The sequence below is a fragment of the Alkalihalobacterium sp. TH-98 genome, from assembly GCF_057473385.1.
This window is the reverse complement of the sequence record NZ_JBYCKM010000058.1, coordinates 96232-113042: the sequence shown is the minus strand read 5'-3', so window position 1 is coordinate 113042 and position 16811 is coordinate 96232. Positions and strand designations below refer to the sequence as shown.

The following is a 16811-nucleotide window of genomic DNA, read 5'->3' as shown; positions in this document are numbered from 1 at the left end:
GGCTCTAAGTGGCGGTTTAGAGCTCGATATATCCAGTATCAGGAAATTTTAGGTTCTAAGTAGCAGTTTAGAGCTCATTTTATCCAGTAAAAGGAAATTTTCGGCTCTAAGTGGCGGTTTAGAGCTCGATATATCCAGTATCAGGGAATTTTTAGCTCTAAATAGCGATTTAGAGCTCATTTTATCCAGTATCAGGAAATTTTAGGTTCTAAGTAGCGGTTTAGAGGTTAGTTTATTCAATATATGGATAAAGTAGGTCGTAAGTAGATTAATAGAGCTCGATATATCCAATATCAGTAAATGTTCGATCCTATGTTTCTGTGTAGAACCCGCTTTATCCAGTTTCAAGAGATTTTATATCGTAAACCGAAGCGTAGTCCTTTTCTTTATCTTCTATCATAAAATATCAGGGATTTGCTGAAAAAACACCAGGAAAATAAAGTGTCCATTATTTAGGTTGATCCAAACTGGGAAAAATCTACAGAGCAGAAAAGACTTTGCTGGTATTAGCAAAGTCTACTGTTTGAGCGAGGTTTTCATATGTTAATTTTTTGCTTATAATCCTAATTATGGCTAATTCTTGTTCTGTGCCCCACACGAAACTTTTTTTATATATTCGTTTAGTCCATCACCAATCCACCGTCAACGACAAGGTTCTGGCCTGTTACTGCACGTGCCCACGGGGATGCAAAGAAAAGAGCGGTTTCAGCAAATTCTTCTGGTGTCGTCACTTTTTGTAATGGCGTCGTGGCTTGAATAATACCAAACACTTCTTCTGTTGTGACGCTACTTGCATCGGTTTCTTTTAAGAGCCCTCCCGAAATCATATTAACTGTGATCCCGTATTGTCCCAGTTCTTTGGCCATATTGCGCGTAAAGCCGAGAAGTGCAGCCTTGCCCGTTGTATACTCATGGTAAGCGACCACAGGATTTTGCACTAAGTTTGTACCTACGTTCACAATACGACCAAACCCGTTTTCCTTCATGTCAGCTAAACATGCTTGGACCGTATTTAGTGAGCCCTTCACACTTCCTTCAAACTGGGTATTAAAGTTTTCCCATTGAAGTTCAAATGCATTTTTTTGAGCCACAGGATTGAATTGAAAGTCGATTAACGCATTGTTTACGATCGTTGTAACTGGGGTTTTAAAGTAATCTTTCGCTTGAGCTACCATCGCTTCGACTTGATCTTTATCTCTTACATCGGCTTGAATAGCGATCGCTTTTTCACCTAATGTCTGAGCCAAGTTCTCTGCCTTTTCTTTACTTTGAAAATAGTTCACTATGACATTTGCGCCTTCTTTTACAAAAGCTTTAGCCAATGCAGCTCCTACTCCACGACTTGCCCCAGTAATTAACACCGTTTGTTGACGTAATTCCACAGCAATCCCTCCATTTTATGTAATAAAATCTAGCTTTGTCCGCAAAAAAACTAGGCCTAAAATAAGGACCTAGTTATAGTTCGAACTCAACTACTTCCCTACGCTGGTATCACCCAGATCAGGTCCTGAGGGTCAAAAAGTCTGTTCCTTTTTTCTCAGCCTGAACGACAGGCTCCCCTAGTAGAGCGTATTTTCTTGGTAAAACTTTCAAATCTATTTTATAACTTGATCATAAATAAATCAATTCAAACGCTTCGTAGCGTAATAGACCTTTTGAAGAATCAGCGTAACTTTTAATATATCGGCGCAAATCTCGATATATCGGAGTAACTTTGATTTTATCGGCATAACTCTAAATATCTCGGCGTAGCAGTCATTCCTACTCCAATGGTTCTATTCATTTTATACCAAATAATAGTTTACCCTAAGCTAATGCTCTCCTGCATCTTGCTTCGTCCAAGTCCTTAATACATAACCAGTCCTATACGGCATTCTCTGCACGATTTTTCATCCACGAATACAACAATAACCCGAGGATCAACACGGATTGTCCGACAAAGACCGCTGCATCCCAAAAGACAGGATCGTTGATTGGCTGCAAAAAGCCTGGAAGTATTTTCGTATAGGCATATATCGTCTGTGGAATAAAATAAAAGAGAAATAGACTACAAGTTAATAGGATTCCAGTTACATAAAAAATAGAATAAAGCTTCACCGTTCTCTCTTCACCCGCAAATGTCTCCGTCGCAGAAGGGCTTTTAATCCACGGCAGCCAACGACTTAATAGCTTTTTCCCGTTTTCCATCACATTGTAACAACCTGTACAATTTTCAAAAACATAATATAAATCCGTTTTCATGTAAAAACAACATTGATAGATCGTACGAATGAAGATATCGAGCACGACGAGCCCTAAGATACCAACAATCAAACCGTGACTCACATCGAAAAAGAACTGCAAGCTTAAGGCGATAAAAAGCATCAACTGATCAAAGCATAACCCGCCAAAGTACAATATATTTCTTTGTTTAGGTGCGAGCTTCCATGCAGGTGTTAAATCCGTTTCAAATACAACAAAAAATAAGCGATGCCCGACCCCAAGTTTCGCAGGTAAATCGTACGACCGAACTGCTAAAATGTGTCCCAGTTCATGAATTAAAACCAACACTAAGGAAACACCCATCCATAACAATAAACTTGGCATGACCGTTTCAAAAATAAAGATGTCTTTATAACTAGGAAAAAATTGCGGATTTACAATAAAAAATAAGACGTTAATAGCTAGTAAAACAACATACAATTTATTTGAAAATGGATTAAAGAAGACACGACCCACATTTGAAGGGATCCATGTAAATCCAGGATCTGGCGCAACTCTCTCCTTCATTTCAACCGTTACACCGTCGACTTCTTTAATTAACTGTAATTCAAAAAGTTGCTCGGCAAAATCAACCATATCAATCGTTTCTTCTGGATATTTTTGCTTAAGCTCGATTTCGATTTGTTCCAATGAGATCCCATTGTTAATCCGATTAATCGCATCAATACAAACTTGCGGCATCTCATAGAACTCGCCTGTTGTTACGTCTTCAACAATATAATGTTTTTTATCTTTACGAATAGTTAACGGATGTAATCTCAGTTTCGTTTGAAGTGATAGCTTCATGTTTGTGCCTCCCCTCTATAAAAATAAATAAGGATGCTAATTGTATTCAGCATCCTTTTAACAGATTATCACCATTAGTTACGACCGAAATAAGTGCACCACCAGCAAGTTAATTTGATCTTTTTTAGTTTACGGATTTTCATAGTTTGTCACCTCCTTTCTCAGTAACATCAGATCATTATGCTTTCGTGTCCGACCACGAATAGTTTTTATGATATTCACACCAAGAAGGATAAACTTTTTCAAATAATTCAACTAATTGAGGATCAAACTGAGAGCCTTTACCATCGATAATTCGTTTATAGGCTTCACTAACCGGCATTGCCGAACGGTAAGATCTAGAAGAAGTCATCGCATCAAAGGCATCGGCTACCGATGTGATTCTAGCTAGTATTGGTATGTTCGTACCTTGTAATTGTTCGGGATACCCTTTCCCATCCCAACGTTCATGATGGTACTTGATCACATCAAGATGTTCAGCTACGCCTTCAACGTGTTTAACAGCTTCAGCTCCAACAGCCGGATGGGACTTAATCTTTTCAAATTCTTCTTCAGTGAGTCTACCTGGTTTCATTAGTATCGAGTCAGGAATATGAATTTTACCAATGTCATGCAATAAACATACATTATAAAAAGAGTTCAGTTCATCTTCTTTGAATTTCCCTGTTTCTTTGGCTAAGGACATTGCATAATCTGCTACTCTTTCACTGTGACCTCTTGTGTACGGGTCCTTTAACTCTAAAGTTGAAATAATTCCTTTTACAATACCTTCTAACTGTTTATCATAGGAGTTCTTAAGAGCCGATAAATAGCTAATAAAACGATTAAGAAGAATGAAAGCTATTAAGGCTAAAACAGCAACAATAAGCATCGGCTGCATAACAGCAAGGTCTTGGATCACTAAGCCGACAATACCTAAACGGACTATAGTACCTAGGGATACGAGCACAAAATAAAACTTATTTACAAAAATAGGCGAGAATAAAACAATCATTAACTCTACAATATTCCCACTACTATACGAATTTGGGTTGTCCCAATAAATGATAATGTCGTTAAAGATCGTTAAAAGTGAAAAGGTTATAAAATAGACGTATTTGATCTTTTCAGGTTTGTTATTTTTTAATAGATAAATCGCAATTGGTAATAGGGCAATCATAATAATATGAAACCACACACCTATACCATCACTAGGCAAACCTGGAATGGCTTTAACAAAAAAATGATAAAAGATATCATAAGAAAATAAAATGAGATAAAACAGCAATAAAAACCACTTAATGGTTTGGTGCTCTTCATTTAGCCTAATTTGATTTTGCATCACTAGCTCCTAACTACTTATACTACTTCGACAAAAAACTAGAAAACTCTCCCAATTATTTCATAAGTCGAGTTTTTACGCTATTTTCATACTACAATAGTTAGTAGCTTTTCACTATGACAATAATACCTATTTTTGAACATTACTATTGTCTTATAAAATTGGAAATGAACAAATTTGTTATATCTTTAGGCCTTGATTTGTTACTTAATATCCCATTTAAAGGATAAAATTAGGAAGGATAACAAAAACTTGTATCTCATAAGGTGCATCATATTCAACCTATTGAACTATTACACAGGGCTTTTCAGTTAAATTAAGAACGTTGTAATCAATAACGTTTTAAATTTTTCATTATGGATTGCGTCTCGGGATTCTTTGTATACAATATAAGTATGAACCTACTATCGCTTCTTTTTGGTAATGAGACCCTGATGAATGAAAGGAAATATAGGCATGATAAAAAAATCTGATATACATGAACGATTAGCTTCGTTAATTGGACAAGAGTTGACCAATGAAAACTTACATGAAGCCTTGTTTTGTGATGAAAAACATCAAAAAATTAGACGGCGTGTGCGAAATGGCACACACACGTATTTAAAATACAAAGTTAGACCTGCTTCAAACATGAACACACAGCCTGTCGTCGATATTACCATTTCTGGCACACCAAACATTTACCGATTAGCCCTTGAAGAAAAAGACGGGAAACTGATCATTCAATCCGAGCCAAGAATTAATTTTTCGGTTTTGTAAGGTGCCTAACGTAAGATTTGAAAACTTTAACGAATGATTAAACAATGATAATGGAATAGAAATACACCTATCGCCTTTTGGATAGTTGTATTTCTTGTTCCTAACCAGCTGGACTACTTGCCGCTGGTGGACTGAAAATTAATTAGGTTCTTATCTAAGGTAGAGTCCAACAAAAAAGCTAAAGTCTCACAAATCGTTGACTTTAGCCTTTTATATTTAATGATTGATTTTATTGTTTTGATTAATAAGCAATTGCTTTATTTCCTCAATGTCGCTCTTTAGTTCTTGATTTTCTTTAAATAAACGATCCATCTGTTCTTCACGCTTTGCATCATCGTCTTGGCCTAAGTAGCTTAAGATCACCGCAACGACAAGGTTCAAGATAACTAGCGCACCGATGATAATAAACGATACGAAGTACACCCAAGCCCACGGCACTTCATTAATAATCGGTCGGGCTACCTGGCTCGCCCAAGACTCAAATGTTACTACTTGCATTAACGTGAAAAGCGCTGTGTGGAAGCTTCCGAAAAACTCATACGGAAGAACGTCACTAAAGAAGGTTGTCCCAATGATCGCATAAATCGAAAACAGCAGGATTGATAAGCCTAAGATCCCTGTTAACGCTGGGACGGACTTCAATAATGAGTCAATGATTTTTCGTAAGGCTGGAATCGCTGGGATCATCCGGATTAAACGTAACACTCGGATCAGACGTAACACGCTGACAAAAGGCGTTGAATAGAAGACTAGACTTCCGATAACGATCATAAAATCAAAGATATTCCATCGATCTCTAAAATAGCCTCTAAAGCCGAGGCCTATCATTTTTATGAACAATTCGACCACAAACACCCAAACAATAATTTTATCTAACGCTAGTAAAACGCTGTTTCCGGTCAAATAAGTCTCAGTCACAATAATAAGCCCGTTTAAAAGGATAATACCAATTACAATCGGTTGAAAATATTTATGCTCAACGAGTTGTCTCATGGTTTCTCTAAAGGAACTACGATTTGGATTTAGTTCTTCGTTGTTTTTTAATTCCATCTCTCTCCACCACTTACCCTTTCTATTTAGTTTATATCTTTTTATTTTATCAGTTTATTAGATTTATAAGATTTGACCACTATAGTAACGTCATCTACTTTAATAATAGTTTTACATATGAAAAAACCACACTTTAAACCCCGAATGTGGCGACTTCACTATTTTACAACACCTCAAAGCTGGTGAGAATTTTTTACACTTAGATATATTATTATATCATAAACTAGAATGAAATCCTATTTTAATTCTTTTTAAACGCTCTTATAGCCTCATCTGCTAAACTTTTTTATGACTAACCTAACCTCCTAACTTAGTTTCATTAGTTACCCGCTATTATTTTAATTTTTAGTTTATTAAAAACAGAACTATTTTAAAATATAATCCAGTAATTGTTCATATTTACTGTCATTTTTACTATATATCTATATACAAGACGCACACTCGCTAGATATCGCTATTTTTGCGGTTAGCAACCCAGAAATAGGCGTGGTATGATTTCCCCTTACGTCTTTTTTAAGACAAAAAACATATTTTCATTATCGGAAATTTAGGAGGGTATTTGTGAAACAAAAAAGTAATCTTGATTGGCCCGTATTACTAATTAGTGGCGGGTTGCTCGTATTATTTGTGTTAACATCAATCATTAACGAAGACTTAGTAGGTCATTTAGTAAACAATTCATTTAATTTGTCTGTTCAGTACTTTGGGGCGTTTTGGCAAGTGCTGATGCTGGCTACGTTTGTTGTCGCGATCGGAATGGCCGTCTCTAAATACGGGAACATTCAATTGGGCAATAAAGAAAAGCCCGAAATGAGTACATTTAAATGGATTTCTATTATTATGTGTACATTATTAGCCGGTGGTGGTGTGTTTTGGGCTGCTGCTGAACCGATGTATCACTTTTTAACGGTTCCGCCTATGTTTGATGGCGTAGAAGCTGCAACTGAACAGGCAATCATTCCTGCTTTGTCACAGTCGTTTATGGATTGGGGATTTCTTGCTTGGGCGATTTTAGGTACATTAAGTGCAGTCGTGATGATGTACGGTCATTATCATCGAGGCATGCCGTTAAAACCTAGAACTCTCCTCTACCCAATCTTTGGCGAAAAAATAAAGAAAAAGAGTCTCCTAGGAACACTAGTCGATTCTTTTGCTATTATTGCTGTGGCCGCTGGAACGATCGGGCCGATTGGGTTTCTCGGCTTACAAGCCGCCTACGGATTAGAAAGCCTCTTTGGCATTCCGAATGTTTATGTAACGCAACTACTCATTATTATTGGATTAATTACGATTGCTTCGATATCTGCTGTTACCGGAATCCATAAAGGAATCCAGTTGTTAAGTCGATTTAATGTTCTTTTTACTTTATTTTTAATTATTGCCGTGATCTTTCTTGGGCCAGGTGCATTTATCTTTGATGCCTTTATTGGCACGATGGGAACTTATATTCATAGTTTCTTAGAGATTAGTCTGTATCGTGGAGATAGTGATTGGTTAGCTTATTGGACTGTTTTCTTTTGGGGTTGGTTTATCGGTTATGGTCCAATGATGGCGATTTTCATCAGTCGTATTTCTCGAGGACGAACACTTCGTGAGTTATTTCTCGCAGTAGCTATTATCGCACCTATTGTGACTAACTTCTGGTTTACCGTTGTCGGCGGCTCAGGTATTTACTATGAATTACTTAACCCAGGTTCAGTTTCAGATGCGTTAACTACTGGAGGTATGCCTGCAGCGATGATCGCTATTACGCAACAGCTTCCTCTAGGGACATTAATGGCAGCTGCGTTTTTATTAGTAACGATTGTCTTTGTAGCAACAACTACCGACTCGATGTCGTATACGATTTCTATGGCTATTACAGGTACTGATAACCCATCAAGTAGCCTGCGCGTATTTTGGGCTGTTGTCATGGGGGCCGTTGCCGTCATCCTCTTATCCATTGGGGAAGGTAGTATCGGTGCCTTACAATCGTTTATCGTTGTAACGGCGGTTCCGGTTTCACTCATACTTTTACCGATGATTTGGTTAGCTCCAAAAGTAGCGCGTACATTAGCGTTGGAACAAAATATTATTAAAGAGAATAAACAGAGAGCTAAAAAAATTAGTTAGTTGCAAAACAAAGGGAACCTCGAATTGTAGGTTCCCTTTGTTTTGTTTGCTAACTGGTCGTAAAAGCCTGTTAAATTGATTGTTATTACTTATTAAACGAATTGATCAACTACAATTCGACCTTACATGCAACTATGTTACATAAATAACAACTATTCTTCTATGTCAATTAACTCCTCATAAATTTGAACAAAATAACTTTCTAACAATTTATCTAGTTTTCCATTGAGATGATGATAAGCCTGATCTGCCTTTTCAATTACTTCATAAAAATCATCTTCTGCTGCTTCACCATTTTCTAATTCCTGAAATAATCTCCATAGCTCTTCACCATACTTTTTTTCTATCTTGGAGTAATCATTGGCACCGATTTTATCGAGAATACGCGTTAGTTGCTTTACATAATTGGAAATACCGACTTCCTCAATATGCCACGAAAACCAATTAAACAAGCTTTCATGACCACCGCTTTCCAGTTCAGAATAGTAATTGTAGATTATGTATGTATCATTGGCCACTTCATTTTCAGTTGGATAATTATATTCTCCCATTACGGTTATGACTGCATTCCAAATATCTTCTTTCGTTAATAAGTCTTTTCTTTTCATTTTATACTTCACTCAAGCACCCCCGTTCATGCCTATCGAATTTATTTGCTTTTTCACTTTAAGAATGAGAAAGATTAGCCATAAGGCTACTGTAAAATTTGTACAAAAAACCGATACACAAATCAAGGTAACCACTTTATGTTGTGGCTACCCTTCCAAATGTGACTAGATGAACAATGGTATTGGTTTACTAGAAATGAAAACAGGTTATGCTGTTGGTAAAGATACAATAAACGTTGTCCCTTTACCGACTTGACTTTTGACTTGAATCGTCCCTTTATGGTGTTCGATAATTTTATAACTCGTTAACAATCCTAAGCCTGTACCTTTTTCTTTTGTTGAATAAAAAGGTTCCCCGATTTTGTGCAGCCGATCTGCTGGGATCCCCGGACCATTATCGGTAACCATTATGATTGCCTCTTCTGTGGAACGACTCACTTCTATTGTAATAACCCCTGTGTCCATGACTTCAATTGCATTTTTTATTAAATTGATTAATACTTGTTTAATTTTTGATTTATCACAATTGATCCACAAACTCTCACTCAAAATCAAGGTGTCAATTTGAATACTCTTTAAAATCGCTTGTGTTTCAAGGAGCAATACCACTTCTTTGATCAATTGGTGTAGTTCATTTTCTTGATAGGTATTGGTCTGTGGTTTAGCCAAAATGAGCAACTCACCTGATATATCTTCAATCCGACTCAGTTCATCATCGATTATTTTTAAATAGTCATCGTTCATGCCGGTTGTTTTTATTAATTGAAAAAACCCTTTGATCGCCGTCAGCGGATTTCGAACTTCATGGGAAATCCCAGCAGCCAATTGACCTGCGAGCTTTAATTTTTCTGACTTCAGCATGAGTTCCTCTGCTTGTCTTTCCTCTGTCACGTCTCTAAAAGTGACAACGACTCCGACGATCTCTTCATTTTCTATAACGGCACTACTTGTATACTCGACGGGGAAAAAGGAACCATTGCTTCGGCAAAATGATCCGTTGTCCTGTGTTCGCGTCAGACCATCTTGTAAGGTTAGAAATAGATTTGTTTTATCACTGATTTTCCCTTTCAGAAATGTGCTAAATGGACTAATGCCGATCAAATCTTCTGAAGCATAATCGACCAAATTTAAAGTAGAGGGATTGCAGAACGTTACAAGGCCATCGAGGTCCATTCCAAAGACCCCTTCAGACAAGGAATCAAGAACTAGTTTGTTTTCATTATATAATCTTTCGTAATCTAGTTCTTTGTTGGTATTATGTATTTCTAATTCAATTACATAGGTCATAAACGTAGATAAAGTTTGTAACAATAAAACATCTTCATTCGTAAAATGATAGCTTACTTTATCAAAACAACAAAGATTACCAAAGAGCTCTCCACTTTTCCGAAAAATAGGGACCCCTAAAAAACTTTTAATTTGAAAATCCTGTGAAATTTGCATATGGCAAGTATCTGGATGCGTCATGGCATCATTAATAATGAGTGGTACCCGACCACTTCGAAACAAAAGGTGTCAGTAGGCATCATATACAGATATCTTTACCCCTGAACTGGCAATCGTATCTGTCCTGTTGAATACACTAATAAAATAACTTTGTTCTTGGTCGATACTTGTAATACAAAATGTATTTACAGGAATAAATTTTTCTACTAATTCTAAAATGTAATTCCCGGCCTCTTCAAGATTTTTGCCCATTTTTATTTGATAATCTCCATTCATACAATCTCACCTCCTTTTACAACAATAAAAAATAGAGAACATTGCACTGTTCCCTATTGTAAAATCATTTTCTAGATACACCTGCTAGAATAAATTCTAGATGAATATCTAAATTCCTTTATTAATTTTATGTTTTTTTATGTTAAAGGGATAAAGTGGAACTTGTTTTTATCATTGAAGTAGCTAGCTTGCCCGTCCCACATTTCGTTGGAGCAGATATTGCAGTAGTTTACGAGAAGAATAGCCCTTTTCTTTAAAGTATGTAAATAAGTAACAACCAGCGATTACAATAACACTACCAATCATTTGGATAAAGGTCAGTCTTTCTCCTAGTATAAGAAAAGCTAAAATCACTGTAAAAACAGGGTTGAAATTAAGAAAGAGTCCCGCTGTCGATGCTCCTAAATTTTTTACACCGATATTCCATAAGACAATACAAACAACGGTTGAAATGGCCCCTGTATATAAAATGGAATAAATGAAGGTCGCATTCAAATTTGTCACCGTAAAATTAGAGACGTTAAACGGGAATAAGATGAGCAAGCCGAAAATTCCTGAGTACAAGGTCGCCATCATCGGTGAGGTGTAATTCATCGCCCACTTACTGAGGACAACATAAATTCCCCAAATGCAAACGGCTCCGATCATGAATAAATCTCCAACATTAAATTGTAGCGAGAACAATAATTCTATATGGCCATTCGTTAAAACAAGCAATACACCAAATAAGGAAATGAACATCGCAGCAACCTGAAATGAGGTAAGTTTTTCTTTTAGAAATATAAACGAACAAAAGGCGATTGACAGCGCGATTAAGGTCGAGATCAACCCTACATTTGTCGCAGACGTATGCTCTAACGCCATAAATTGTAAAACATTAAATAACACGACTCCGGTTACTCCCATTAAAATCAACGGAAGCACTGCCTTGCGTGAAGGTAATATCTTCTTCTCTACCCGCCATACAATCGGAAGTAAACACAAAACAGCAATCAGCCACCGCAGCGTTGTTAACGTCATTGGAGAAGCATGCTCGACAAGCCACTTTCCTACGATAAAATTACCCGCCCACAAAAAACTCGTCAAAAGTAGCAATCCAAAATAAAAATACCGCACCTCAAACTCCCCCAAATTATGTAGTCGTTTCCAATTCGTTTTCGATTTATATGTTAATAACTTTAACATTTATAGTTCAAATACAAAATAATGTTTTGTATAATAGGGATTAATTAAAATATTTTAAAGTTTAAGAGGTTGTGTGGTTTATTTTCTTCTGTTGCTGTGCAGTTTAATAGCTTAATTTGGAATAATTTAAAGGGGGCGTTTTTAATGGAGTCAATCGTTAGTAAAGTACTTGATCAAGTTGATATTCAAATATTAGACATTTTGCAAAAACAAGCACATGTCAGCAATGCAGAAATTGCGAGACGCGTTAATTTGTCTTCACCAGCTGTTCACACTAGGATTAAACGGTTGGAAAATGAGGGGTATATTAGCCAACAGGTTGCGATCTTAAATCCTGAGAAATTAGGGTTTGATTTACTGTGCTTTGTTTTTATCAGTTCCAATATCCATCATTCTGAGAAATTAGATGTTTTAGAAGAGGCGTTTCGCCAAATGCCCGAAGTATTAGAATGCCATTGCTTAACCGGAGAATACGACTACCTGTTAAAGGTTGCGAATAAGGACCGTAGAGATTTGCAAACGTTTATTCGCAAATTAAATAAGCTGGGGATCACGAAAATCCAAACCAGCTTAGGGCTAAGAGAAATAAAATATTCGTCTGTATTGCCTATATGGGATGAACATGGTGATAAGGAAGATGAGATTTAGGTTGATTGTTTGGTTGTTGTGGGACGCGTTAAGTTGAAGATACAGTGGCAATTCTGTTGTGGAGTGCAATTCTGGCTGAAGACACTGAGGCGAACATGTAAAGTTCAATCGTTATATTGTCTAGTAGCATACAAAGTAAAAAAGCGGACTCTAGTAACGATTCCGTTGACATAACTAGGGCAGAGTCCGGGTGCCTTAACTTAACGAGGAAATCGCAGTAGATAACGGCTGCAATAGTTAGCGGACTCAGAAGCCTTTATTTCGGTAAAAAGAGGACATTTATAGAATTTAGAGGACTCAGATACCCTTATTTACTAAAGTTTGAGGTGCTTTTAGCTTAGTTTAGCCATATAAGGGCCTCTCAGTCCGCAAAGTACTCCAATTAGGTGGTTTTCGTTAAAATAAGGGCCTCTCAGTCCTCTTATTGACGGGGGGCGTTGGTCAGCGTCAGCTTCCTGCAAGTTTTTGGAGTCAGTGGTCCTGTGATTTGAGCTTCAATGGCCAACATCCTGAACTTTCCGGACATATTAACCATTAAGCAGTAACCAGTAACCATTGGCTCAAACTGATCTGTAATTTTGATAGCCAACCGCCTGTAGCTGGAATGCCTCTCAGTCCCCTAAAGGTTTAACGCACCTTATTTTCCGCTTGCTCTCCTCTTTCGTTACTGATTGTTCTCTCTTCCATATACTCCATGACCGCTTTTGTTAAAACTTTCGCAGCAATCAGCATCGACTTTTCATCGAGATTGAACTTGGGATGATGATGCGGGTAAACGATTCCTTCCGCCTCATTTCCTGCCCCCGTAAAGAAAAAGGTACCTGGTACCTCCTGTAGGTAGTAGGCAAAATCTTCTCCGCCCATCATCGGGTCCATCTTTTTCACGTTTTCTTCCCCGACGATTGTTTTCGCCACTTCAGCAAGGTGGATTGTTTCTGCTTCGTGATTGACAACCGCTGGGTATCCTTTTCGATACTCAAATGTATACGTTGCACCAGATGCTTCACAAACACCCTTTAAATGGCGCTCAAGTTTCTCAATAATTTCATCCTGTACCGCCGGATCGAACGTTCGTACCGTACCGTTAAGTTTTACTTTGTCAGCGATTACGTTAAACGCATTGCCTGCGTGGAAGGAACCGACACTAATGACAGCTGATTTTAATGGGTCCATGTTTCGGCTGACAATTTGTTGAATGCTCGTTACAAATTGTGAAGCAACGACAATCGAGTCAATCGTCTCATGTGGCGCGGCACCATGACCACCTTTTCCAATAATTTCGATATCAAACGCATCAGATGCTGCCATGACCGGTCCTGAACAATACGAAACTTCACCAACTGGCATCTTTGACCATATATGAGTCCCGAAGATCGCATCGACGCCATCTAAACAGCCGTCCTCGATCATTGGCTTCGCTCCTCCAGGTGATAATTCTTCAGCGAATTGATGAATAAGTACAATATTTCCGTTTAACTCCTCACGACTTTCAGATAGAGCTTTTGCAATCCCAAGTAAAGTAGCCGTATGCGCATCATGCCCGCATGCATGCATAACCCCAGGTACTTTTGATTTGTAAGGTACATCCGTTTCTTCTGCGATCGGTAATGCATCAAAATCGGCACGGATAGCAATTGTTTTCCCCGGTTTTCCCCCACGAATCATACCGACTACCCCGCGGCCTCCAACACCACGTTTCACTTCAATACCTAACTCTTCTAAGTATTCAGCGATCATAATTGGTGTTTTTACTTCTTCAAAAGATAGTTCAGGGTTTTGATGTAAATATCTTCTCAGTTCTACCATTTCAGGGTATAACTCTTCTAGTCGATCTAATAGTTTCGTATTCAATATCATCCCTCATTCTTATATTTATATCTTTTCTAAATAGTTATATAATTTAATAGATTAATGTTTCGCTTCACTAAATTATAGTAGAATTTTTTATGTAATGTAACTACTTTTTCGAATATTCTTCACCCTGATTTTTTAATAACCTATGCCCTTGTCTTTATACAACTTGCTTTTCGTAATAGAGATTCGATGACAAACCCGATCTTACCAATGTTTGCGTATTTTACAATAATATTTTGCATTAGCTCGTCGTAACGAAAGAAATATTTAGGGCTGGGTTCATTAATTGCAGTGATGCTACCATACAGTATATGATTTGGGTTAGTATGGATTGTCTTTTTCGTCTTCTAGTACTTCCTCGGCTTGTCTTCAGGACCTGGAAGTTGCAAATATTTACAATAATGAAGGAGTGACATAGTTTGACTAATGTTTTTTCAAAAGAACGATTATTAAAAGATGTAGAGAAATGTAAAGCTTACCCAGCGATTGATCCCAAAGTGTTAGCTGATCGCTTAGACGCGTTAGCTGCCATCGGAAAAACCTTTGATGGCGGTGTAACCCGCTTTGTCTATACTGATGAGGAAAAACAAGCAAAAGAATTATTTAAAAAATGGATTGGTGAGGCGGGGCTCAAGGTGACTGAAGATACCGCAGGGAATATTTTCGCGCGTTATGAAGGAACTGATCCCGAGTTACCTGTAGTCATGACAGGTTCCCATATTGACAGTGTCCCAAATGGCGGAGCTTTTGATGGACCTTTAGGTTGCTTAAGTTCTCTAATGGCGATTGAAGCGATGATTCAACAAAAAGAAAAACCAAAACGATCGATCGAATTTGTCATTTTCGTCAATGAGGAAGGTTCTCGCTTTAAAAATGGAATCTTCGGAAGCCGCGCAATGATGGGCGAAGTTACTTATGAGGAATTAGAGGCTCATCACGATGATGATGGTATAACGGTTGCTGAAGCGATGCGGCAACAAGGTCTAACACCAGAAAATATCGAACAAAATCACAAAAAACCTGAAGACATATACGCCTTTTTAGAGTTACATATCGAGCAAGGAAAACAATTAGAATTAAATGAAGAGACGATCGGAATTGTCACAGGAATTGCCGGTCCATCTTGGCACACCTTTACATTTTTTGGTGAAACCGATCATGCTGGAAACACGCCAATGCATATGCGAAAAGATACCGTGACGGGTGCAGCTGAGTTTATTCTTGAAGTGGAAAAACTTCCGAGACAAATTAACGAAACCGCGGTAGCTACAGTCGGTAAAATGTACGTCTACCCGAACGGGACGAACGTCATCGCTGGGAAAACCGCGGTCAATGTTGATGCGAGAGACATTCACACCGATACCCTGTCTGAGCTAAACGAACGAATCGTTGCAAAAGCACATGAAATCGCTGAAAAACGGGGCTTAACTGTACATCACGAAAACCCAACAAATATTCCACCGGTCCCTGTACCTGAAAACATCCAGACGTATATTAAAGAAGCAGCAATCAATCACGACCTCTCCTACCGTCATCTAGTAAGTGGCGCTGGGCATGATGCGATGATCGTTGGAAAGTATGTTCCGGCGGGAATGATCTTCGTTCCAAGTGTGAACGGAAAAAGTCATTCACCCGAAGAATTTACGTACTTAACTGATTGCGTAGATGGGGTTGCGGTGATGAAGGATGTATTATGGAAACTTGCGAATGAGTAGATCGTGTGTACTAAAATGTTTCAGTTCTCACCAGACCAAGACCTAGAGCCACAAAAAATGAAGACGAAGTAACACAATAAATCCAAGTCATGAGAAGTGATCCTATTCATGACTTGGGTTATGTTATTCTATTTCCTATTTAGTTTTCACCTGGGAAAAGGACAGCTAAAATTACTACAACCTTATCTACTAACTTGCATAAACCCTAAATTTCTTAACCACTACCCTTGAAATCCCTTTATATTTTCCAAATTCTTCATTATAAGATTTACCAATAATATCATTCTCTAATAGACCTTCAGTTTCTAATATAATCTGAGAAATAAAGTCAAAGGTTTCTTCAGGCGTGTATTTTTCACTTCTAAACATGGTGAGTTTTTCCATAACAGCAGGAGATCAGATAACTTTTCGATCATGCATTACATAAAGTCCTTTTTGGAAAGTGATCTTAATAACTCTGTAGTCGTCATGCCCTGTCCATTTTCGTACTGCTCCATACTTTCCTTTAACATACGTTCCAGCTCAGGATTTTTTTCAGCTTCAATCTTTATGGATTGTTTATCTTCTTCCTGTAGAACAAGTGTAAATTTCCCTTTTCCAGGAATAGAAAACTGTAATATAGAATTCTCACTATTCATATTAGAGATATACTTCATTAGCTCTTCAGAAGACAGGATTTTCCCCATAGTTATCACCACCATTATGATCCTTTCTTAAATAATACCATAACGTTTTCATGTAATGTCTAACCGAAACTCTTATAGTTTCAACAGGCTAGCGCAATGAACA

15 protein-coding genes and 1 riboswitch are annotated in these 16811 nt (G+C 37.7%); of the genes, 4 read left to right on the top strand and 11 right to left on the bottom strand.

All coding sequences use genetic code 11. The annotated features are described in order from the left end of the window. Positions 1-620: 620 nt before the first annotated feature. From AC2VNP_RS22145 to AC2VNP_RS22135, 3 genes are all read right to left on the bottom strand, one after another. A complete protein-coding gene (locus AC2VNP_RS22145; RefSeq protein WP_486919563.1) occupies positions 621-1382 on the bottom strand; it encodes a 3-oxoacyl-ACP reductase in 762 nt (253 codons plus the stop codon). 78 nt (positions 1383-1460) lie between these two features. Continuing rightward, positions 1461-1571: riboswitch (TPP riboswitch) on the bottom strand. A 292-nt stretch (positions 1572-1863) separates the two neighbouring features. Further along, positions 1864-3048, bottom strand: a complete 1185-nt coding sequence (locus AC2VNP_RS22140) for a PqqD family protein (RefSeq protein WP_486919561.1) — start codon at positions 3046-3048, stop codon at positions 1864-1866. A gap of 178 nt (positions 3049-3226) precedes the next feature. Continuing rightward, positions 3227-4369 (bottom strand): HD-GYP domain-containing protein, encoded by a 1143-nt coding sequence (locus AC2VNP_RS22135; protein WP_486919560.1) that lies wholly within the window; start codon positions 4367-4369, stop codon positions 3227-3229. Positions 4370-4825: 456 nt separating this feature from the next. Between AC2VNP_RS22135 and AC2VNP_RS22130 the strand changes: the two genes are divergently transcribed. Beyond that, positions 4826-5128 (top strand): hypothetical protein, encoded by a 303-nt coding sequence (locus AC2VNP_RS22130; protein WP_486919559.1) that lies wholly within the window; start codon positions 4826-4828, stop codon positions 5126-5128. A gap of 216 nt (positions 5129-5344) precedes the next feature. Here the strand turns inward: AC2VNP_RS22130 and AC2VNP_RS22125 are convergent, their stop codons facing one another. Then, a complete protein-coding gene (locus AC2VNP_RS22125) occupies positions 5345-6178 on the bottom strand; it encodes an ion transporter (protein WP_486919558.1) in 834 nt (277 codons plus the stop codon). Between the two features lie 561 nt (positions 6179-6739). On the opposite strand from AC2VNP_RS22125, the gene AC2VNP_RS22120 reads away from it, so the two are divergent. Beyond that, positions 6740-8290, top strand: coding sequence for a BCCT family transporter (locus AC2VNP_RS22120; RefSeq protein WP_486919556.1), 1551 nt, complete (start codon positions 6740-6742; stop codon positions 8288-8290). 152 nt (positions 8291-8442) lie between these two features. Here AC2VNP_RS22120 and AC2VNP_RS22115 read toward each other — a convergent pair whose 3' ends face one another. The 4 genes from AC2VNP_RS22115 to AC2VNP_RS22100 form a co-directional block, all read right to left on the bottom strand. Further along, positions 8443-8910 carry a DMP19 family protein gene (locus AC2VNP_RS22115; protein WP_486919555.1) on the bottom strand — a complete coding sequence of 156 codons (468 nt, stop codon included), beginning with the start codon at positions 8908-8910 and terminating at the stop codon, positions 8443-8445. Between the two features lie 195 nt (positions 8911-9105). Beyond that, complete coding sequence (locus AC2VNP_RS22110; protein WP_486919554.1) at positions 9106-10407, bottom strand: ATP-binding protein; 1302 nt, start codon at positions 10405-10407, stop codon at positions 9106-9108. A gap of 6 nt (positions 10408-10413) precedes the next feature. Beyond that, complete coding sequence (locus tag AC2VNP_RS22105; RefSeq protein WP_486919552.1) at positions 10414-10620, bottom strand: hypothetical protein; 207 nt, start codon at positions 10618-10620, stop codon at positions 10414-10416. Positions 10621-10803: 183 nt separating this feature from the next. After that, positions 10804-11805: a DMT family transporter gene (locus AC2VNP_RS22100; RefSeq protein WP_486919550.1), complete on the bottom strand. Its 1002-nt coding sequence runs from the start codon at positions 11803-11805 to the stop codon at positions 10804-10806. 144 nt (positions 11806-11949) lie between these two features. Between AC2VNP_RS22100 and AC2VNP_RS22095 the strand changes: the two genes are divergently transcribed. Next, positions 11950-12453, top strand: coding sequence for an Lrp/AsnC family transcriptional regulator (locus AC2VNP_RS22095; protein WP_486919549.1), 504 nt, complete (start codon positions 11950-11952; stop codon positions 12451-12453). 627 nt (positions 12454-13080) lie between these two features. Here the strand turns inward: AC2VNP_RS22095 and AC2VNP_RS22090 are convergent. After that, positions 13081-14310 carry a M20 family metallopeptidase gene (locus AC2VNP_RS22090; RefSeq protein ID WP_486919548.1) on the bottom strand — a complete coding sequence of 410 codons (1230 nt, stop codon included), beginning with the start codon at positions 14308-14310 and terminating at the stop codon, positions 13081-13083. A 416-nt stretch (positions 14311-14726) separates the two neighbouring features. Here AC2VNP_RS22090 and AC2VNP_RS22085 point away from each other — a divergent pair, with 416 nt between their 5' ends. After that, positions 14727-16022: an allantoate amidohydrolase gene (locus tag AC2VNP_RS22085; RefSeq protein ID WP_486919546.1), complete on the top strand. Its 1296-nt coding sequence runs from the start codon at positions 14727-14729 to the stop codon at positions 16020-16022. A gap of 189 nt (positions 16023-16211) precedes the next feature. On the opposite strand, the gene AC2VNP_RS22080 is transcribed toward AC2VNP_RS22085, so the two are convergent. Together AC2VNP_RS22080 and AC2VNP_RS22075 are read right to left on the bottom strand one after the other, a co-directional pair. Further along, positions 16212-16406 (bottom strand): hypothetical protein, encoded by a 195-nt coding sequence (locus AC2VNP_RS22080; RefSeq protein ID WP_486919545.1) that lies wholly within the window; start codon positions 16404-16406, stop codon positions 16212-16214. Positions 16407-16441: 35 nt separating this feature from the next. Then, a complete protein-coding gene (locus AC2VNP_RS22075; RefSeq protein WP_486919543.1) occupies positions 16442-16708 on the bottom strand; it encodes a hypothetical protein in 267 nt (88 codons plus the stop codon). Positions 16709-16811: the final 103 nt, after the last annotated feature.